Below are 18,928 nucleotides of genomic sequence, written 5' to 3'. Positions count from 1 at the left end.
CGCAATTACCTCTTCGCCTCGAGCGCCCAGCCCGGAGCACGCCATGACCAAGCCAGACCCGACCTGCGAAGCCCTCAAGCTGGATAACCAGCTGTGCTTCGCCCTCTACTCCACCTCCCTGCAGATGACCAAGGTGTACAAGCCATTGCTGCAGGAACTGGGGCTCACCTACCCGCAGTACATCGCCATGCTGGTGCTCTGGGAAGAAGACGGCATCACCGTGGGCGAGATCAGCTCACGCATGCTCACCGACCCCGGCTCCCTCACGCCGCTGCTCAAGCGGCTCGAAACCGAAGGCCTGATCACCCGCACCCGCAGCCAGGCAGACGAGCGCGTCGTGCAGTTGCGCCTGACCGACAAGGGCCGGGAACTGCGCCGACAGGCGGAGCGCATTCCGGCCTGCATCCTGGCCAGCAGCGGTCTAACGTTGGACAGTCTGAAGCGACTCCAGGAAGAGCTCGTGGACCTGCGCGGACATTTGCAAGCCCCGTAAATCGGGGCTTATGCCCAAGCTGCAGGTTCCTTAGTCAGAAATCTTCCAAAAATTATCTTGCGCGCTAAATTAAATAGAACTAACTTTCTTCTCACGAACTGCTTAGCGCACAAGATATTAAGCAGCAAGACATTCTCACCCAGACTTACCTGACAGCGAATCGGAGACCACCATGCAAACCATCAAAGCCCTCTACACCGCCACCGCTACCGCCACCGGAGGCCGCGACGGCCGTGCCGTTTCCTCGGACGGCATCCTCGACGTAAAACTGTCCACCCCGCGTGAACTGGGCGGCGCCGGTGGCGAAGCCACCAACCCGGAGCAACTGTTCGCCGCTGGCTACTCGGCTTGCTTCATCGGCGCCATCAAGTTCGTCGCCAGCCAGAGCAAGAAGCAGATCCCGGCGGACGCCTCGATCACCGGCAAGGTCGGTATCGGCCAGATCCCCGGCGGTTTCGGCCTGGAAGTCGAGCTGAACATCAATCTGCCGGGACTGGACCAGGCCGAGGCGGAAGACCTGGTCGCCAAGGCTCACCAGGTCTGCCCCTACTCCAACGCCACCCGCGGCAATATCGACGTGCGCCTGAACGTCAGCGTCTGACTCCAGCGCCGACAATCCAGAACGCCAGAAACGAAAAAGCCCGGCATCAGCCGGGCTTTTTTGTGTCTCGAATCAGGCTCAGGCCTTGACGCGGGACTTGTACTCGCCAGTGCGGGTATCGATCTCGATCGAGTCGCCGATTTCGCAGAAGGCGGAAACCTGGACTTCAGCACCGTTCTTCAGGCGAGCGGTCTTCATCACTTTACCGGAGGTGTCGCCACGGACGGCCGGCTCGGTATAGACGATTTCGCGAACGATGGTGGTCGGCAGTTCAACGGAGATGACTTTCTCGTTATAGAAGACCGCTTCGCAGACGTCGGTCATGCCGTCTTCGATGAAGGTCAGCACGCCTTCCAGATCGTCTTTCTCGATCTCGTACTGGTTGAACTCGGTGTCCATGAAGACATACAGCGGGTCCGCGAAGTAGGAGTAGGTTACTTCCTTGCGATCGAGGATGATCGGCTCCAGCTTGTCGTCGGCCTTGAACACGGTCTCGGTGCCGGCACCGGTTAGCAGGTTCTTCAGCTTCATCTTGACGACCGCGGAGTTACGGCCGGACTTGTTGAACTCGGCCTTCTGGATGACCCAGGGGGCGCCATTGATGTTGGCAACCTGGCCAGCGCGGAACTCTTGTGCGGTTTTCATACGATTATCCGATTGGATTGGAGACAAAAATCAGGGGCCATATCATAGCCAATTTGTATAAAAACGCACCAGCCCCGCAGCAAGATCGGTTTGTTCGCCCAGGCGCCGTTGCCAATTGCCAATCCACGCGGACCACTCCGGCAACCGTCTTTCCAGCTTTCGCCAGGCTTCCCCGGCATCACCCTGGCCATTCCAGGCCATCCAGAACGCCATCAGCTCGGTCCGCAGCGGCTCGTCCATTCCGTCACTGAACAGGGCCATGAAGGCCTGCAGCTTCTCCAGGTGAACATCGTCATCCTGCTGGTAGATGTGCCAGACGAATGGCCGCCCCGCCCACTGCGCCCGCACGAACGAATCCTCACCACGCACCGCGTTGACATCGCAACTCCACAAGAGCGGGTCGTAGTCCTCCTGGCGCACGAAGGGCAGTACTTGCAGGCGCAGCGCACCGCGCTGGAACTGCCCCCCTGCTTTTAACGTTCTCTGCGCCCAGCGCTCGACATCGGCCAGCACCCTGCCCTCCGGTACCAGCAACAAAATGCTGTCGGAGCTGGCGGCCAATGCGTCGAGCCAACTGCCCAGCGCGGCATTTTCATAGGCGAACAGGGAAATGCGCCGCTCATGGGCACGCGGGTGCACGCCCAGACTTTCCAGGAACCGAAGGCTGGCCGCCGGGTCGGCCTGGAAAGCGTCACGCCGTGCAATCAGGTCGCTCTCGCGCAACAGCCCGCCGGTGGCCGGAGTGAAACCGGGGAAGTAGAAGTACTTCTGCAAACCGCTGGCCTGCATCGATGGCAAGCCATGGCAGGACTCCACCCACGGCTCGGCGCTGAGGTATTCCAGGTTCAGCCACAGAGGCGGCTGCCGGCGTTGCTTCATCGCTTCTATATAGGCAGGCGGCATTTCGCAGGCAAAGGCCTCGATCACCACGTCCGCCGCTTGAGTATCCTGCCAGGGCTTCGGCCACAGGCGTACCTCCACGCCGGATTGGTGTTGCGATTCGGCCGCGCCATCGGCGGCCGGGCAGATACGCACAAAGGCCGCCAGATCGTCGACCCATAGCCGAACCCGCTGGCCATGTTCGCCGGCCAGTTGGCGAGCCAGTCTCCAGGTGACACCGATATCGCCATAGTTGTCGACTACGCTGCAGAAAACGTCCCAGTTGGCCATGCGCTCTCCGGAGGATCAGATGGCGCCAGTGTACCCGCGATCCAGGCCGTGCTCCTTAAGCCGATGAATCCGTTGGGAAAAATTTTCAAAAAACATTTGCCAAGGAGGAAACCTTTGAGTAAAGTGCGCGCCTCGACAGACACAGCGCTGTCGAGAAATCTGGTGAGGTGTCCGAGCGGTTGAAGGAGCACGCCTGGAAAGTGTGTATACGAGAAATCGTATCGAGGGTTCGAATCCCTCCCTCACCGCCAGATTCATGAAAAGCCCGGCTAAGCAATTAGCCGGGCTTTTTCGTTTTCCCCCTTCACACTTTCTTCACCTGTTGCGACCTAGTTGCAAGTTGTCCGCTGGACAAATGCACAACGGCGATTAAACAGTTGTTCGACCATAGGCGACAGTCATCTGACGGCTTGGTTCCGCAGGCCGGAAAGCGGCCTCGGAGCTTGCCTGACGCACTTTGGAAACACTCCTTTGCCAGATTGGACAGTTTTTGCCCAAATCGGCCTCGCACAACTGCGAAGAGCGACCTAACATGAAAAAAAACTGCCGTACTTGCGCTTGGTCAGTTTACTTACTACAAGTAATGGGTACTATGTAGTCCGGCTAATTTCCCAGTCATGGGAGATTGCTTTTAATGGAAATGTCCACCTTAAGGGGAACACGATGAACAACGTTCTGAAATTCTCTGCTCTGGCTCTGGCTGCTGTTCTGGCCACCGGTTGCAGCAGCCACTCGAAAGAAACCGAAGCACGTCTGACCGCTACTGAAGACGCCGCTGCTCGCGCTCAAGCCCGTGCCGATGAAGCCTATCGCAAGGCTGACGAAGCTCTGGCCGCCGCTCAGAAAGCCCAGCAGACCGCTGACGAGGCTAACGAGCGCGCACTGCGTATGCTGGACAAAGCCAGCCGCAAGTAATAGATCTTCGGATCTGTTCGAAAAACCGACCCTTCGGGGTCGGTTTTTTTATGCCCGCAGGAAAGTAGCTGGCAAGAAAAAGCCCGCTCGCGGCGGGCTCTTTCGCTGCAGTAGAAAGTTACTGCAGCGGCATCGCATCCTGGTCGACAGTGGCGGCAACCGAACCGCCCTGCTGCACTTGCTGCGGCTGGGCAATGGCAACCGGCAGGCCATCTTCGGCGGCAACCACTTCACGCACCACGTTCCAGTCCATCTGCATCTGGCTGGCGATGTCTTCGCGCTTGAGCAGCGCGTTGATCACGGCGGTATGCTTGTCGACGACCGAAGGATCACCGTTGTCATCGATCGGCGCATGGGCTTCGAGGTAAATCTTGCCTTCGCTGCGACCGAACTTATACGGCTCGTTGATGATGCGCACCTTGGTACCCACCGGGATCATCGAGAACAACTGGGTCACGTCCCAGTTGTACATGCGGAAGCAACCGTGGCTGGTACGAGTACCGATGCCGAACTTCTTGTTCGAACCATGGATCAGGTAGCCGTGGAAGCCCAGGCTCATCTTGTACGGCCCCAGCGGGTTGTCCGGGCCTGGCGGCACCACGGTCGGCAGCGGATCACCATCGGCGGCGTGCTCGGCGCGGATCGACGCCGGCGGATACCAGGCCGGGTCCTTGGTCTTGGCGATCACGCTGGTGCTGCCCACCGGCGAACCCCAGCCTTCACGACCAATGCCCAGGGCGTAGGTGTAGACGACGTTCTTGTCCTTGGGGAAGTAGTACAGGCGGTATTCGGCGAGGTTGATCACCACGCCCTCGCGCGGACCGGCCGGCAGGACGAAGCGGGTCGGAATGATGATCTCGGTGCCCACACCCGGCAGCCAGGCATCGACGCCCGGGTTGGCGGCGATCATCTCGGAGTAGCCGAGGCCGTATTTCTCGCCGAGGTCGGCGAAAGTGTCTTCGTACTTGGCCTTGATCACCTGGACCTGGCCGACGATATCGTCACCCGGCGCCGGCAACGGCAATTCAATGGCGGAAACGGGGCCGGCCGAGAGCAGCGCGGCGAGGGACAGCGAGCAGGCGGCAATGACGCGCGACAACATCCGAGGATCCTTGACGTGGGCAATGAGCAAAGGGTGATCAGTTTACCACCGCAAGCCCCGTCAACGGGAGATATCAGACGAGCCAGGAACCGCGCGCGCCGCGCTTTTCCTCTTCCAGTTGTTTCAGGCAGGCCGCGCAGATGCGCCGGTCGCGCAGCAGCGGCCTCTCGGCGCCGCGCCAGAGTGGCTGCGCCGGCAGCAGGCTGCCGCACAGGGTGCGGTCGGCCGGGGTTCCCAGCTCCAGTTGGCGCGCAACCAGGTGCACCCGCACTTCGCGGCAGGCGAACAGGTCCAGCTGCTCATCGGGTTCGATCAACTGGTAGGCGAAGAGGGTCCAGGCGTGGCGCGACATAGGGGGTTCCAGAAGGGTGCGCAAACATAGCCGAAAGGCCGGGCGCGGGGAAGCCTCGATTCAGTGGTTTATTACTGCAACCGCCCATCACAGCAAGGGTTTGAGCGTCGGCCACACGTTGTCGAGCAGTTTAGGCTGTGCCGCCACCGCCGGGTGAATGCCATCCGCCTGCATCATGCCCTGTACACCGCCGACTCCTTCGAGGAAGAACGGTACCAGCGGAATCTTCTGCTCGCTCGCCACGCTGTCGAAGACCTTGGCGAATGCATCGGTATAGCGCTGCCCGTAGTTCGGCGGCAGGCGCATCCCCAGCAGGATGACCTTCGCGCCCGCCTGGCGCGACTGATCCACCATGGAGGCAAGATTCTGTTGCAATTGCGCCGGCGCCATCCCGCGCAGGCCATCGTTGCCGCCCAATTCGATCACCACCAGCTTCGGCTTCTGCTCCGAGAGCAGCGCCGGCAGGCGCGCGAGGCCGCCTGCCGTGGTGTCGCCGGAGATCGACGCATTCACCACCTGGTAGTCGAAACCCTGCTCCTTCAAGCGCTTGTCCAGCAGGCTGACCCAACCCAGGCTGGTATCCAGCCCCAAACCGGCGCTGATACTATCGCCGACGACCAACAGCGTCTGCGCCGCGGCCTGCTGCGTGATCAGAAGCAACGCCAGGCAGCCGCCCATTAGCCATGCACGCATCGGATTCTCCATGAGCGAAAGCATTCTCACCGCGCGGAACCTTAGCAAGGTTGTTTCCAGCGCGGAAGGCAAGCTGACCATCCTCCACGACCTCTCCCTCGACCTCTCCCGCGGCGACAGCCTCGCCATCGTCGGCAGTTCCGGCTCGGGCAAGTCCACCCTCCTCGGCCTGCTGGCCGGGCTCGACCTGCCCAGCGGCGGCGAGATCGTCCTGCTCGGCCACACCCTCGGCAGGCTCGATGAGGACCAGCGCGCCCGCGTGCGTGCCGCTCATGTCGGCTTCGTCTTCCAGTCGTTCCAGTTGCTCGACAGCCTCAATGCGCTGGAGAACGTCATGCTGCCGCTGGAGCTCGATGGCCGCAAGGACGCCGGGCAACGCGCCCGGGAACTGCTGGAGCGAGTCGGCCTCGGCCAGCGCCTCACCCACTACCCGCGCCAGCTCTCCGGCGGCGAGCAGCAGCGGGTCGCCATCGCCCGCGCCTTCGCCGCCGAGCCGGATGTACTGTTCGCCGACGAGCCCACCGGCAACCTCGACACCCATACCGGCGAGCGCATCAGCGACCTGCTCTTCGAGCTGAACCGCGAGCGCGGTACCACCCTCGTCCTGGTGACCCACGACGAGCGCCTCGCCCACCGCTGCCAGCGTCACATCCGCCTGGAAAGCGGCCATCTGATCGACCACGTCGAACCCTGACGGACGAGCGCCGATGAAGCCACTGTCGCTGCCCAACCTGTTCCGCCTGTCCCTGCGCCAGCTATGGCGCGAAGGGCGCAGCGGCGAACTGCGCGTGCTGTTCTTCGCCCTGCTGGTGGCGGTGGCGGCCAGTTCCGCCATCGGCTATTTCAGCGCTCGCCTGAACGGCGCAATGCTGGTGCGCGCCGCCGAATTCCTCGGCGCCGACCTGGTGCTCACCGGCACCCAGCCCGCGCGCCAGGAGCAGATCGACAGCGGCCTCAAGCTGGGCCTGCAGCACGCGCAGAGCGTGGAGTTCTCCAGTGTGGTGGCCACCGATAACGGCATTCAGCTGAGCAGCGTGAAGGCCGTCGGCGACAGCTATCCCTTGCGCGGCGAACTGAAAAGCGCACCCGCGCCATTGCAGCCGGAGGTCGAAGGCGGACGCCCGGCAGCGGGTGATATCTGGGTCGAATCGCGCCTGCTCGCAAGCCTCGACCTGAAAATCGGCGAAAGCGTCGACATCGGCCGCAAATCCCTGCGTATCGCCCGTGTTCTGACCTATGAACCGGACCGGGCCGGCGACTTCTACAGCCTTACCCCGCGCGTGATGATGAGCCTGCAGGACCTGGACGCCACCGGCGTGGTACAGCCCGGCAGCCGGGTGCGCTACCGCGACCTGTGGGGCGGCGCGCACGACGCACTGCAAACCTACCGGCAGGCTACCCAGGGCAACCTTGCCGCCAATCAGGAACTGCAGGACGCGCACCACGGGAACCGGCAGATCGGCGATGCCCTGGGCCGCGCCGAGCGCTACCTCAACCTTGCCAGCCTCGCCGCCGTACTGCTCGCCGGCGTGGCGGTGGCGCTGTCTGCCAACCGCTTCGCCACCCGACGCTTCGACGCCAGCGCGCTGTTGCGCTGCCTGGGCCTGTCACGCCGCGAAGCGCTGCTGCTGTATGGCAGCCAGCTGTTCGTGCTGGGCGTGGTCGCCAGCCTCTTCGGCGCCTTCCTGGGTTGGCTGGCACAACTCGGCCTGATGCACCTGCTGGGTAACCTGCTGCCGCCGGAAATCCCCGACGCCGGCATCGTCCCGGCGCTCGCCGGCATGGCTACCGGGCTGGTCGCGCTGGCCGGCTTCGCCCTGCCGCCGCTGGCTGCCCTTGGCCGCGTACCGCCGCTGCGGGTGCTGCGCAGCGACCTGTTGCCGGTGCCGATGCGTACCTGGATGGCCTACGGCTGCGCGCTGCTCGCCCTCGGCCTGATCATGTGGCGGCTGAGCCTGGACCTGAAACTCACCCTCGCCCTGCTCGGTGGCGGCGCCATCGCCGCAGTGGTCCTCGGCTTTATCCTGCTGCTCGCCCTGCGCGGCCTGCGTCGCGCGCTGCAAGGGGCCAGCCTGCCGTGGCGCCTGGGCCTCGGCCAATTGCTGCGTTACCCGCTGGCGGCCGCCGGGCAGAGCCTCGCCTTCGGCCTGATCCTGCTGGCCATGGCGCTGATCACCCTGCTGCGCGGCGAGCTGCTGGATACCTGGCATTCGCAGCTGCCGCCCAATGCCCCGAACCATTTCGCACTGAACATCCTGCCGGCCGAGAAGGACAGCTTCGAGCAGCGGGTGAAGGCGCTGTCGCCCAACGCCGAAGACCTCTACCCCATGGTGCCCGGCCGCCTGGTGGCGGTGAACGGCAAGCCCGTCCACGCGATGAACGAGGACATCCGCAGCGAGCGCGCCCTGCAACGCGACCTGGGGCTGACCTGGTCCGCACGCCTGCCCGCAGGCAACCAGATTGTCGCCGGCGAGTGGTGGACGGCAGGCGAGAAGAGCGAACTGCCGGGCGTCTCGGTGGAAGAAAAGCTCGCCGGCAACCTCGGCCTGAAGGTCGGCGACCACCTGAGCTTCACCGTTGCCGGGCAGACCCGCGAGGCGCAGATCCGCAGCCTGCGCTCGGTGAAGTGGGACGACTTCCAGCCCAACTTCTTCATGGTCTTCGAGCCGGGCACCCTGACCGACCTGCCGGTGACCTACCTGACCAGTTTCTATCTGCCGGCCAGCCAGGAGCGACAGTTGATCGAGCTGGCCCGTGCCTACCCCACGGTCACCCTGCTGCCGGTGGACGCGCTGCTCGCGCAGCTGCGCAGCATCCTCGACCAGGTGACGCTGGCCGTGGAGTACGTGCTGGTATTCGTCCTTGCCGCCGGCTTCGTGGTGCTGTTTGCCGGTCTGCAGGCGACGCTCGACGAGCGCCTGCGCCAGGGGGCGCTGCTGCGTGCCCTGGGGGCCGAACGCAGCCTGCTGATGCGCACGCGGCGCAGCGAGTTCGCCCTGCTCGGCGCGGTCAGTGGCCTGCTGGCAGCACTGGGCTGCGAGCTGATCAGCTACCTGCTCTACCGGCTGGTGTTCGACCTGCCGTGGAGCCCGCACCCCTGGTTGCTGGCACTGCCGTTACTGGGGGCGCTGCTGGTGGGTGGCGCCGGGCTGCTGGGGACGCGCCGCGCGCTCAACGTGAGCCCGTTGCGCCTGCTGCGCGAGAGCTGATCGGGTAGACTCGCCCGATCACTTTCGCCGCCCTGGATACCATGAGCCGCTATCGCCCGCCCCGCCCTGCCGGTACCCCACTGATCACTCCCGAAGGCGAAGCGCGCCTGCGCGCCGAACTGCATGAACTGTGGAACGTGCGCCGACCACAGGTGACCCAGTCGGTCAGCGAGGCCGCCGCGCAAGGTGATCGCTCGGAGAACGCCGAGTACACCTACGGCAAGAAGATGCTGCGGGAGATCGACAGCCGCGTGCGCTTCCTGCGCAAGCGCCTGGAAAACTGCAAGGTGGTATGCGAGCGCCCGGCGAATCCGAACAAGGTCTACTTCGGCGCCTGGGTCACCCTGGAAGACGAGGACGGCGAGCAGGCCCGCTATCGCATCGTCGGCCCGGACGAACTGGACCTGCGCAACAACCACATCAGCATCGACTCGCCGCTGGCCCGCGCCCTGGTGGGCAAGGAACTGGACGCCGAGGTGATGGTGCGCAGCCCGTCAGGCGAGAAAATGTGGTTCGTGATCGAGATCGAGTATCCCTGATCCATCGTCGGCCCGATGGAGCCTCTGCTGGGGCGAGCTTGTTCGCGAACGGAGTCACCGGCAGCGCCGAAGCCCAAGCAGGTTCGCGAGCAAGATCGCTGCAACAAAAAGGGACTCAGGGCAGCTGCTGGCACTGGTGAACGGATGCTTGTCACCGTTTCGCCACTGCCCTCGCCCTGGTTAAGGCATCGCCTCGGAGTAGCGCTGACCAGTCGATTTTTTTTGTCGGCCATAGAGAATGACCGTAGCGGTAAGCCCGCACACGGCGGCGAACATCAGCCAATACGCTGGTGAAGCCTTGTCGCCGGTGGCTTGTACCAACAGCGTCGACACTGCTGGCGTGAAACCGCCGAACAGGGCCGTGGCCAGGCTAAACGCCAGGGAAAATCCGACTACCCGCACGTTCTGCGGCATCACTTCAGTTAGCGCCGCAACCATGGCGCCGTTGTACAGACCGAAGAACATTGAGAAGTACAGAAGCACCGCAAGCAGCCGCTCGAAGCTCGGCGCCGTAGCCAGCCAGTGCATCGCCGGATAAGCGCTGAAGATGCACAGCAAGGTGATCCCCAGCAGTTGCGGACGGCGGCCAATGCGGTCAGACAGGGCGCCGCCGATAGGCAGCCAGATGAAATTGCTGACGCCGACCAGCAGGGTCACGACCAGGCTGTCGGTAGTGCTCAGGCTCAGCACCGACTTGCCGAAAGTCGGGGTGTACACGGTGATCAGGTAGAAGGTGGTGGTGGTCATCGAGGCCAACAAGCCACCGGCCAGCACCGTACGCCAGTTGTCGCGCATTGAGCGGAACACTTCACCGGCACTCGGGTGGTGATTACGCGCCTTGAATGCTTCGGTTTCCTGCAGCGAACGGCGAATGATGAAGATGAACGGGATGATCACACAGCCGATGAAGAACGGGATGCGCCAGCCCCAGGCTGCGACGTCGGCAGCCGCCATGGTGGCGTTGAGCGCGTAGCCCAAGGCCGCCGCCACAACGATGGCGACCTGCTGGCTGGCTGATTGCCAGGCGGTGTAGAAGCCGGTGCGGCCCGGCGTGGCGATCTCGGAGAGGTAGACGGACACGCCGCCCATCTCCGCCCCTGCCGAGAAGCCCTGCAGCAGCCTGCCCAGCAGCACCAGCAACGGGGCGAACAGGCCGATGCTGGCGTAGCCCGGTACCAGGGCGATCAGCACAGTACCGGCGGCCATGATCGACAGGGTGACGATGAGGCCCGTGCGGCGCCCCGCCTTGTCGATGTACGCACCCAGCACAATGGCCCCCAGCGGGCGCATCAGGAACCCGGAGCCGAATACCGCGAAAGTCATCATCAGCGAGGCGAACTCGCTGCTGACCGGGAAGAACGTCTGAGAAATGTAGGTGGCAAAGAACCCGAACAGGAAGAAATCGAACTGTTCAAGGAAATTGCCGCTGGTGACACGCAGAATGGCGCCCAGCTTGGAGCCTCTGCCTTGGGGGGTCGTGTTCATCATGGCTACCGTTGTGCTCTTAATTGTTGTTGTAGAACCGGGTGGTCGAGCGGTCAGTCGCTTCCCGCGTTTATCGGATTGGGTTGGCGCTTTTCGATGGCGTGCTTGAGCAGCGCGGCACTGCGGAAAATGCCGTGGGCGAACTTGCTGTAGGGCATGGTCAGGAAGAACGCCATGACCAGGCCCAGGTGGATCGCCAGCAGCAGGCCCAGGGCAGCGGTTTCCCGGAAGGCCAGCAGAGCCAGGCCACTGGCACTGACCAGGAACAGCAAGGCGATGAAGCCGCGATCCATGGGTTTCTGCTGGTCGTCGCCCTGGGCGGGGTTGCGGCGCAGGTTCAACCAGAGAAGGCCCGCTGGGCCAACCAGCAACCCCAGGCCGCCGGCTATACCCAACAGCACCGGCAGGCTCAGCACCGGGTAAGGTGCCGCCAGGCCCAGCAAGTAGTGATAGAGCGTCGCGGTGCCAGTGGCGGCGAAGCACAGCAGGAAACCGTAGAAGGTCAGGTGGTGAAAGCGACGACGCCACAGGGTGAAGCGGTCATCGGCGTTATTGCAGCCTTCGCCATGTCCGCCGTCCAGATACTTGAGCGTGGCCACGCTGGTCGTGGCTTCCAGTACCGCGGCGGTCTTCAGTGGTGTGGGCGCCGTAGCCGGCGAGACCGAGCGCCAGAAGCGGCGCACGCCCAGGGTCAATGACAAGGTCGCAAAGCCGAATACCGCGCCGAACATCAGGGCCAGGGTGTTGTGCGGGAAGATGCCGTAGAAGTTACCGCCGGGCATGGCGGTGAAAAGGCTGCCCATCACCAGCAGGGTCAGGCACAGGAACAGGACCAGCCCTGCGCCGGACGCCAATGCCAGGGTCAGCCCGTTGCGCTGGTAGAGCTTGCCCAGCGCTTGCGGCCAGGCGAACTCGGCGTAGGTGTCAAGGCGCACCTTGGCCATGGCCTGGGGTACGTTGACAGCGAATTCATGAGGCGCGGCGTACTGGCAAGCGTGCAGACAAGCACCGCAGTTGTGGCACAGGTTGGCCAGGTAATGGATGTCTGCCTGGGCGAACTCAAGGCGGCGGGTCATGGCCGGGAATACGGCACAGAAGCCTTCGCAGTAACGGCAAGCGTTGCAGATGCTCATCTGCCGTTGTACTTCTTCCTCGTGCACATTCAGCACGGGGATCAGATTGCTTGAGGCAGTGGGATCAAACAGTTGCACGGCGGGCCTCCGAAGTATTCTTTGTGTTGCCAGCCCCTGCGCTGGCAGCCGCCTGCACGCCAGCGATGCGGCCGAACGCCGTACCGATCGCCATGCCGATACCGGCGGTATACCCCTTGCCCAGGACGTTGCCGGCCATCATTTCTCCGGCGACGAACAGGTTGGGGCTGGGCTTGCCGTCGAAGTGCACGGCAGCTGTCTCGTCGGTGGCTAGACCGAGGTAAGTGAAGGTGACGCCCGGCCGCAGTGGGTAGGCGTAGAACGGCGCCTTTACCAGGGGGCGCGCCCAGTGGGTCTTGGCCGGTGTCAGGCCCTGGGTGTGGCAGTCGTCGAGCGCGGTGTGATCGAAGGTGCCGGGCTGGCAGGCGTTGTTGTAGTCGTCGATGGTCTTGAGGAAGGCCATTTCGGGCAGTCCCAGCTTGCGCGCGAGCTCGCCCAGGGTCATGGCGGTAGTACTGGGGAATACCGGCGGCATGAAGCGACCGATGGCCTGCTGGTCGATGATCGAGTAGGCCTGCTGACCTGGCTGCCCAGCCACCAGGCGCCCCCAGATGGCATAGCGCTTGGGCCAGAAATCCTCACCCTCGTCATAGAAGCGTTGGCCGTCGCGATTGACCACCACCCCCAGGGACACGCAGTCGATGCGGGTGCAGATGCCGCCGTCGTAAAGTGGCGCGCGCGCATCGATGGCAACCATGTGCGCCTGGGTCGGATCTCCGATCACGTCAGCGCCCAGCTCGCCCATGCGCCTGAGCAGTATCCCTGTGTTGAAGCGTGTGCCGCGGATCAGGAAATTGTCCGACGGCCATTCACCACGCTCGTTCTGGCCCCAGGCCTCACGCAGCCATTCTCGGTTGGACTCGAAGCCGCCTGCCGCCAACACGCAGGCCCTGGCCTGGATGCGCTCGGCGGGCAGGCGCTGGCCGTCCACCTCGCGTTCGGCCAGGCAGGCCGCGACGAACCGACCGTCCTGCAGCTCGATATCGGTGACCTGCGCGTTGTAGCGGATCTGCACGCCCAACCGCTCGGCACTGCGAAAATAGGCATTGACCAGGGCTTTGCCACCGCCCATGAAGAACGCATTGGTGCGCGCCACATGCAGCGCCCCGGACAGCGGCGGTTGAAAGTGCACACCGTGGCTGCGCATCCAGTCACGGCAGCTGGACGAGGCGCGGATGGTGATCCGCGCCAGCTTTTCGTTGGTAAGTCCGCCCGTGACTTTCAGCAGGTCCTGCCAGTACTCCTCTTCGGGGTATGCCTCGACCAGCACGTCCTGCGGGGCATCATGCATACAGCGGAGGTTGCGCGTGTGCTGTGAATTACCGCCACGCCAGACCCTTGGGGCGCCCTCTAAGAGCAGGACGCTGGCCCCGGCTTCCCGGGCCATCAGTGCCGCGCACAGAGCGGCATTGCCACCGCCGATTACTAGAACATCGATCATCTTCGCTCCTCATTTCACAAGGAAGCCGAAGACCTTGTGAGTGGGGAGGAAAATAGGGGAGCAAGCGGATCGCAGAAAGGCCGCTTTTGGCATGAGGTGTTTAGTTTTCGTAAAGGCTTTGCCCGTGCCTTTACCACGCGGAGGACGCTAGCCTTACTCTGCCATGTCTTGAAGCCAGGTTGCTCCCGGCCACTGGCCTGCTTCCACCAGTTGGCGGGCCACGTCCGTGATGACACGCCGAGTTGCCAGGGCCGCGGGAGAGAGCTCATCGTCCGCGAGCGTTGCAAGCAGGTTACGCCGCCCTACATGGGGATTGGTGATTTCAGCTACCAACAATCCCGACTCACCTTTCAACGCCGCTGCAGCGCCCGGTTGAATCGTCGCCGCATGCCCCGCACGCGCTGCGTTCATGAGAACCGCGAGGCCATCGATCTCCATAATGATATTCGGCACCAACCCCTCTCTTTCAAAGGCGCTGGTAAGCGCTGAACGCAAGCCATGCTGTGCGCTGGGCATCACTAACGGCAAGTTGCCCAGATCTGCCAACTGCACCCGCTCCCCACGGGGCGCTCCGGGCAACGCCGGGGAGCAAATCACGAACAGTTTCTCGTCAAGCAAGGGTGTCACGCTCCAGCGCTTCCCCCCCTCCAGCTGAAAAAGTATGGCCAGGTCGATCTGGCGTGAATTGAGTTGTCCGGCCAGATGACCGGACAGCATTTCCACAAGGTGCAACTGAATATCTGGATACCGAGTGCGCATCGCACTTATGAGAGGCAGAGCCAGAACGGTCGCCGTGGTTGGTGGCAAACCGACACTCACGTAGCCACTCATTCGTCCACGATGAGCCGCCATGATCGCATTGTCGGCCTGACGCAGGGAGAGCTGGGCATGGTGCAGGAACGCCATGCCCGCACTGGTAGGGGTGACGCCGGTCGTGGTGCGGTTGAGCAGGCGCGTCGAGAGCTCGCTTTCCAGTTTGCTGATCTGCTGACTCAACGCCGAGACACCTACCTCCAGCTCAAGTGCGGCACGACCTAAACTGCCATGCTCGATGATTTTGACGAAGTAACGTAGCTGTCTTAATTCCAAAATGGTAAGGCTCCGCATGGGATTGGAACTGTCATAACGACCAGCCTGGGCCAGCTCATTGCTCATGATGGATCAGCGATCAGGTGGAAGAGCATTGATAGTCCGACCGACTTGCCGCAACTGCCAGATCCCATTTTGTCTGATCTGCCCCGCATCGTCGGCCCATATGAACTGAACGTGCGCAACAACCCTGTCAGCATCGACTCGCCGCTGACCCCGCACCTTGGTGGACAATGAGCTGGACGCCGAGGTGAGGGTGCGCCAGCGACTGGCTGTGGTTCGTGGCGGGAATCGAGTACCCCTGGGCAACGCCAGGCACAACACTGGCGGGAGCGCCCCCATCCAGCCAGGGCGCCGCCAGGGAATCCGTTCCAGAGCGGCGTCGCTCCTGCAAGGGTCAGAGCGGTTGCGGACGCCGGGTGATCAGCCCTTGCCGGGCCACACGGGTGAGTTGGTGAACAGCCGGCTCCAGCTGCTCGGCCACCGGCGACTGGACCACCGCGAAGTCAAAGCTGTCGGACGGGAAGCGCGCGAGATCGGCAAAGGTTTCGGCAAACTGGATCAGGAAGGTACGCGAGCCGTTCCAGCGCTTGGGCCAACCATCGAGATAACGGACGAGGGTGGGCTGGTGATTGCCGCCCAGGAGAATCTTCGGATTGCGACGAACCAGGCCGGTGGTGATCGGAGCCAGGCGCACATGGGGATTGGGACAGGTCATGGTGTCATGTCTTCCGCCTCTTTGGTCCAGCTGGACGCGGCGAGAGGCACACCGAACCAGCGCTTTAGCGGTATTTCGATGCCAGCCATCGCTGCATCCGCGCCCCGCAAGTTGCTACTTAAATCGGCGCTGTGCGGCATCCTAGAGAAGCCCCGTCAAAGCTGTCAAGGAGACTTCAGTCGATGACCACACCACCCCTGCGGCTGTTCTTCGCCCTGCCCTGCCCGGCGCCGCTGGCAGCGCAAATCTGCGCCTGGCGCGATGGCCTGCACCTGGACGGCCAGCCCGTTGCCCAGGCCAATCTGCACCTGACCCTGGCTTTTCTCGGCGCCGTCCCGCGCGGCCGCAAGGCGGAATTGCGCGCCCTCGGCGAACGCCTGCCGCACCGGGGCTTCAACCTGGAACTGGACCACATCGCGCGCTGGAGCAATGGCATCCTGCACCTGGCGCCGAGCAGCGCGCCGGCCGCCCTGCACGAACTGGTGCATGCATTGCGCGAAGAGTTGCGGACAGGCGGATTCGAAGTCGAGCACCGCCCCTTCCATCCCCACATCACCCTCGCGCGCCACGCCCACCAGACACCGGCTGCCACGGCGTCGTTTCTGCTACCGGCCCAGGCCGTGACGCTGTTCAGCTCGGAGAACAGCCCCGCCGGCGTGCGCTACCGCGCCATCGGCGAGTGGCCGCTAGATAGCGTCTGATCGAGCCGCCCAGCCCTGGGCGTAATCGAGGAAGCGTCGCAGGCCCGCCGTGGGGTATTTGTCGATGTGCAGCGCACGGAAGAAGGTGCGCCGCAGCGGCCCCAGCGGATTATCCAACTGCACCAGCTCGCCGCGTGCGAGTTCCGCCTGTACGACACGCTGCGACAGGCAAGCGATGCCGAAACCGCTCGCAACCAGCTGCTTGATCGCCTCGGCGTTGCTCACCTCCAGGGGCGCATTGACGCTGCCCAGGCGCGGCAGTACCTGCTGCTCGAAAGTCACCCGTGTGCCCGACCCGGACTCCCGCAGCACCCAGCGCGCCGCCGCCAGATCCTGCAGGGTGACGCACTCGGCCGTCGCCAGGGGATGATCCGGCGCCACGACCAGTAGCAGCTCGTCCACCATCCAGGGCGTCAGCTGGATCTGCGGATGCTGGATCGGCGCTTCGATGAAGGCCACGTCCAGGCGGAACTCGGCCAGCGCCTCGATCACCCCGCCGCTGTTGGCGACCTGCAGCTCCAGGCGGCTCTCGGGCAATTCGCCGAGAAAGCCGGCCATCACCTGCGGCAACAGGTAGCCGCCGATGCTGCGGCTGGCACCGAGGCTCAGTTGCACCGGCGCCGATTCGAACAGGCTCTCCAGCTCGGCGCTCTGCGCCAGCAGCGCACTGGCCTTGGGGTAGAAGGCGCGACCGTTGTCGTTCAGCGCCAGGCGCTTGCCACTGCGGTCGAACAGGCGCGTGCCGAGTGCACGCTCCAGCTCCTGCAACGCCTGGCTGGCGGCGGACTGCGAAAGCGCGATGCGTGCCGCGGCCTGGGTGACATTGCCCAGTTCGGCAATCGCGGTGAAGGTCGCCAACTGGCGAAGGGTGATGCGCGGGCACATATCGATAAAACCGGTCATCCCAATAAGAACAATCCGTTTTTACACTAAGCGGTACCGCGGCACCATGGCTTCACCTTACACAAGGAGCCTGCAATGAACGCCCTCCGCCGCCTGCCCTACTTCGTCCCCGGCGCCATGCTCTGCCTGGCCATCGCCTTCGGCTCGCGCCAGCTCATGGAAATTCCCGCACTGCAGCACCTGGGGCTCGGCAGCCTGACCCTGGCAATCCTCATCGGCCTGCTGGCCGGCAACCTGGGGCTCGCGCGCTTCGGCAGCATTCGCCCCGGCATCGACCTCTCTCGCCAACAACTGCTGCGCCTGGGCGTTGTGCTCTACGGCCTGCGCCTGACCTTCCAGGACATCGCCGCCCTCGGCCCGGCAGCATTGATCATCGACGTGCTGATGGTCGCCAGCACCCTGACCGTCGCCTGGTGGATCGGCGAACGCTGGCTCAAGCTGCCGCGCGAAAGCGCCCTGCTGATCGGCGCCGGCAGCGCCATCTGTGGAGCCGCTGCGGTCATGGCGAGCAGCCCGGTGCTCAAGGCGCGTGCCGAGCACACCGCCGTCGCGGTAGCCACCGTGGTGCTCTTCGGCACCCTGGCGATGCTGCTGCATCCGCTGATCTACGCCGCGCTGCCCAATCTGTTCGGCAGCGAGCAGGCCTTCGGCGTGTTCACCGGCTCGACCATCCATGAGGTCGCCCAGGTGGTTGCCGCCGGCCGCGCCATGGACCCGGCCGCCGCGGACGCCGCGCTGATCAGCAAGATGTTGCGGGTCCTGCTGCTGGCCCCGGCCCTGCTGATCCTCGGCCGCGTCGGTTGCGCCGAAGCCGCCGAGCCCGGCGCGCGCCGCAAACTGCACATTCCCGGTTTCGCCGTGTTTTTCCTGCTGGTGACCGGCCTGCGCTCGCTGGGCTGGGTGCCGGAAAGCTGGCTGGCGCCGCTGCAGCAACTGGATGACGTGATGCTCGGCATGGCGATGGCCGCCCTGGGCCTGGCCACCCGCCTGGGCGACCTGCGCAAGGAAGGCCCCAAGCCGCTGCTACTGGGCGCCGGTCTGTTCGCCTTCCTGCTGGTGGGCGGCGGCCTGATCAACGGCGGCGTACAGTACCTGTTCCACTGATTCACGCAGGCAAACAGAAAGGGCGGGCACCTTGGGTGCCCGCCCTCTTTCGTTATTGCGTCGGCGATCAGCTGGACAGCTTGCGGTCCAGCGAGAACGGGCCGGCGCCGCTGATCAGCAACGCGACGCTGATCATGATCAGGGTGAAGGCGTATTCGAAGCCGTTGGCGGTGATGAAGAAGCCGTTGGCCAAGTGCACGCTGAACACCGCGACCAGCATGGCGACGATCAGCGGGATGCTCGCCAGGCGCACCAGCAGGCCGAGGACCAGGGCCAGGCCGCCGAAGAACTCGGCGCTGCCGGCCAGGGCAGCCATCAGGTAGCCAGGAGTCACACCGAGGGATTCCAGCCAGCCCGCCATGCCTTGCAGACCCGGGCCACCGAAGGCGCCGAAGAGCTTCTGCGAGCCGTGAGCCATGAAGGTCAGGCCGGTGGTGATGCGCAGGACAGCGATGCCGGCGCCAGCGTTGGTGGTCAGGATGGATTTGATCAGCGAGTTCATGGTGCGTCCTTATGCGAGCTCTAGTGGGAGCGGAGGGTTGCGTAGGAAGTAGGTG

At 63.9% G+C, this 18,928-nt stretch carries 20 protein-coding genes and 1 tRNA gene; 9 read left to right on the top strand and 12 right to left on the bottom strand.

Annotation, left to right across the window (positions count from 1 at the left end; all coding sequences use genetic code 11):
- Positions 1 to 43: 43 nt before the first annotated feature.
- Both GJV37_RS06725 and GJV37_RS06720 read left to right on the top strand, forming a co-directional pair.
- On the top strand, positions 44 to 493 hold the full coding sequence (locus GJV37_RS06725) for a MarR family winged helix-turn-helix transcriptional regulator (protein ID WP_024764537.1): 450 nt from the start codon (positions 44 to 46) through the stop codon (positions 491 to 493).
- A gap of 172 nt (positions 494 to 665) precedes the next feature.
- Positions 666 to 1,094: an organic hydroperoxide resistance protein gene (locus GJV37_RS06720; RefSeq protein WP_024764536.1), complete on the top strand. Its 429-nt coding sequence runs from the start codon at positions 666 to 668 to the stop codon at positions 1,092 to 1,094.
- A gap of 78 nt (positions 1,095 to 1,172) precedes the next feature.
- Here the strand turns inward: GJV37_RS06720 and efp are convergent, their stop codons facing one another.
- Entirely contained in the window at positions 1,173 to 1,739 is a 567-nt protein-coding gene (gene efp / locus GJV37_RS06715) for an elongation factor P (protein ID WP_017517001.1), read from the bottom strand.
- Positions 1,740 to 1,781: 42 nt separating this feature from the next.
- The gene (gene earP, locus GJV37_RS06710) at positions 1,782 to 2,909 is read right to left on the bottom strand and encodes an elongation factor P maturation arginine rhamnosyltransferase EarP (RefSeq protein ID WP_193452246.1); all 1,128 of its coding nucleotides are present in this window, start codon (positions 2,907 to 2,909) and stop codon (positions 1,782 to 1,784) included.
- 161 nt (positions 2,910 to 3,070) lie between these two features.
- Between earP and GJV37_RS06705 the strand changes: the two genes are divergently transcribed.
- Together GJV37_RS06705 and oprI are read left to right on the top strand one after the other, a co-directional pair.
- Positions 3,071 to 3,160 (top strand) — tRNA-Ser (locus GJV37_RS06705).
- A gap of 412 nt (positions 3,161 to 3,572) precedes the next feature.
- On the top strand, positions 3,573 to 3,824 hold the full coding sequence (oprI, locus tag GJV37_RS06700) for an outer membrane lipoprotei OprI (protein ID WP_017517003.1): 252 nt from the start codon (positions 3,573 to 3,575) through the stop codon (positions 3,822 to 3,824).
- 118 nt (positions 3,825 to 3,942) lie between these two features.
- On the opposite strand, the gene GJV37_RS06695 is transcribed toward oprI, so the two are convergent.
- From GJV37_RS06695 to GJV37_RS06685, 3 genes are all read right to left on the bottom strand, one after another.
- On the bottom strand, positions 3,943 to 4,926 hold the full coding sequence (locus tag GJV37_RS06695; protein ID WP_024764534.1) for a L,D-transpeptidase family protein: 984 nt from the start codon (positions 4,924 to 4,926) through the stop codon (positions 3,943 to 3,945).
- 73 nt (positions 4,927 to 4,999) lie between these two features.
- Positions 5,000 to 5,278, bottom strand: coding sequence for a hypothetical protein (locus GJV37_RS06690; RefSeq protein ID WP_024764533.1), 279 nt, complete (start codon positions 5,276 to 5,278; stop codon positions 5,000 to 5,002).
- Positions 5,279 to 5,365: 87 nt separating this feature from the next.
- Positions 5,366 to 5,971, bottom strand: a complete 606-nt coding sequence (locus GJV37_RS06685; RefSeq protein ID WP_024764532.1) for an arylesterase — start codon at positions 5,969 to 5,971, stop codon at positions 5,366 to 5,368.
- Between the two features lie 10 nt (positions 5,972 to 5,981).
- Between GJV37_RS06685 and GJV37_RS06680 the strand changes: the two genes are divergently transcribed.
- The 3 genes from GJV37_RS06680 to greB are packed head-to-tail and all read left to right on the top strand — an operon-like array spanning position 5,982 to position 9,719.
- On the top strand, positions 5,982 to 6,665 hold the full coding sequence (locus GJV37_RS06680) for an ABC transporter ATP-binding protein (protein ID WP_054909693.1): 684 nt from the start codon (positions 5,982 to 5,984) through the stop codon (positions 6,663 to 6,665).
- Between the two features lie 13 nt (positions 6,666 to 6,678).
- Positions 6,679 to 9,180, top strand: coding sequence for an ABC transporter permease (locus GJV37_RS06675; RefSeq protein WP_170858417.1), 2,502 nt, complete (start codon positions 6,679 to 6,681; stop codon positions 9,178 to 9,180).
- A gap of 41 nt (positions 9,181 to 9,221) precedes the next feature.
- Positions 9,222 to 9,719: a transcription elongation factor GreB gene (gene greB, locus GJV37_RS06670; protein WP_193452245.1), complete on the top strand. Its 498-nt coding sequence runs from the start codon at positions 9,222 to 9,224 to the stop codon at positions 9,717 to 9,719.
- Positions 9,720 to 9,899: 180 nt separating this feature from the next.
- Here the strand turns inward: greB and tcuC are convergent, their stop codons facing one another.
- The 5 genes from tcuC to GJV37_RS06645 form a co-directional block, all read right to left on the bottom strand.
- Complete coding sequence (gene tcuC, locus GJV37_RS06665) at positions 9,900 to 11,207, bottom strand: MFS transporter (RefSeq protein ID WP_223121859.1); 1,308 nt, start codon at positions 11,205 to 11,207, stop codon at positions 9,900 to 9,902.
- Positions 11,208 to 11,257: 50 nt separating this feature from the next.
- Positions 11,258 to 12,415 (bottom strand): tricarballylate utilization 4Fe-4S protein TcuB, encoded by a 1,158-nt coding sequence (gene tcuB, locus GJV37_RS06660; RefSeq protein ID WP_170858416.1) that lies wholly within the window; start codon positions 12,413 to 12,415, stop codon positions 11,258 to 11,260.
- Complete coding sequence (gene tcuA, locus GJV37_RS06655) at positions 12,402 to 13,856, bottom strand: FAD-dependent tricarballylate dehydrogenase TcuA (protein WP_038803746.1); 1,455 nt, start codon at positions 13,854 to 13,856, stop codon at positions 12,402 to 12,404. The genes tcuB and tcuA overlap by 14 nt, the downstream gene beginning before the upstream one ends.
- A gap of 153 nt (positions 13,857 to 14,009) precedes the next feature.
- The gene (locus GJV37_RS06650; RefSeq protein WP_170858521.1) at positions 14,010 to 14,945 is read right to left on the bottom strand and encodes a LysR family transcriptional regulator; all 936 of its coding nucleotides are present in this window, start codon (positions 14,943 to 14,945) and stop codon (positions 14,010 to 14,012) included.
- Between the two features lie 397 nt (positions 14,946 to 15,342).
- A complete protein-coding gene (locus GJV37_RS06645) occupies positions 15,343 to 15,663 on the bottom strand; it encodes a hypothetical protein (protein WP_024764526.1) in 321 nt (106 codons plus the stop codon).
- A gap of 182 nt (positions 15,664 to 15,845) precedes the next feature.
- Here GJV37_RS06645 and thpR point away from each other — a divergent pair, with 182 nt between their 5' ends.
- Positions 15,846 to 16,364, top strand: a complete 519-nt coding sequence (gene thpR / locus GJV37_RS06640) for an RNA 2',3'-cyclic phosphodiesterase (RefSeq protein WP_084357349.1) — start codon at positions 15,846 to 15,848, stop codon at positions 16,362 to 16,364.
- On the opposite strand, the gene GJV37_RS06635 is transcribed toward thpR, so the two are convergent.
- Positions 16,350 to 17,267: a LysR family transcriptional regulator gene (locus tag GJV37_RS06635; RefSeq protein WP_240967223.1), complete on the bottom strand. Its 918-nt coding sequence runs from the start codon at positions 17,265 to 17,267 to the stop codon at positions 16,350 to 16,352. The genes thpR and GJV37_RS06635 overlap by 15 nt on opposite strands.
- Positions 17,268 to 17,342: 75 nt before the next feature.
- Here GJV37_RS06635 and GJV37_RS06630 point away from each other — a divergent pair, with 75 nt between their 5' ends.
- Positions 17,343 to 18,371, top strand: coding sequence for a YeiH family protein (locus GJV37_RS06630; protein WP_170858415.1), 1,029 nt, complete (start codon positions 17,343 to 17,345; stop codon positions 18,369 to 18,371).
- 67 nt (positions 18,372 to 18,438) lie between these two features.
- Here GJV37_RS06630 and GJV37_RS06625 read toward each other — a convergent pair whose 3' ends face one another.
- A complete protein-coding gene (locus GJV37_RS06625; RefSeq protein WP_017517576.1) occupies positions 18,439 to 18,873 on the bottom strand; it encodes a DoxX family protein in 435 nt (144 codons plus the stop codon).
- Positions 18,874 to 18,928: the final 55 nt, after the last annotated feature.

This window comes from Pseudomonas nitroreducens (assembly GCF_010994165.1).
GTDB lineage: Bacteria > Pseudomonadota > Gammaproteobacteria > Pseudomonadales > Pseudomonadaceae > Pseudomonas > Pseudomonas nitroreducens.
This window is presented reverse-complemented; position numbering and strand designations above follow the sequence as displayed.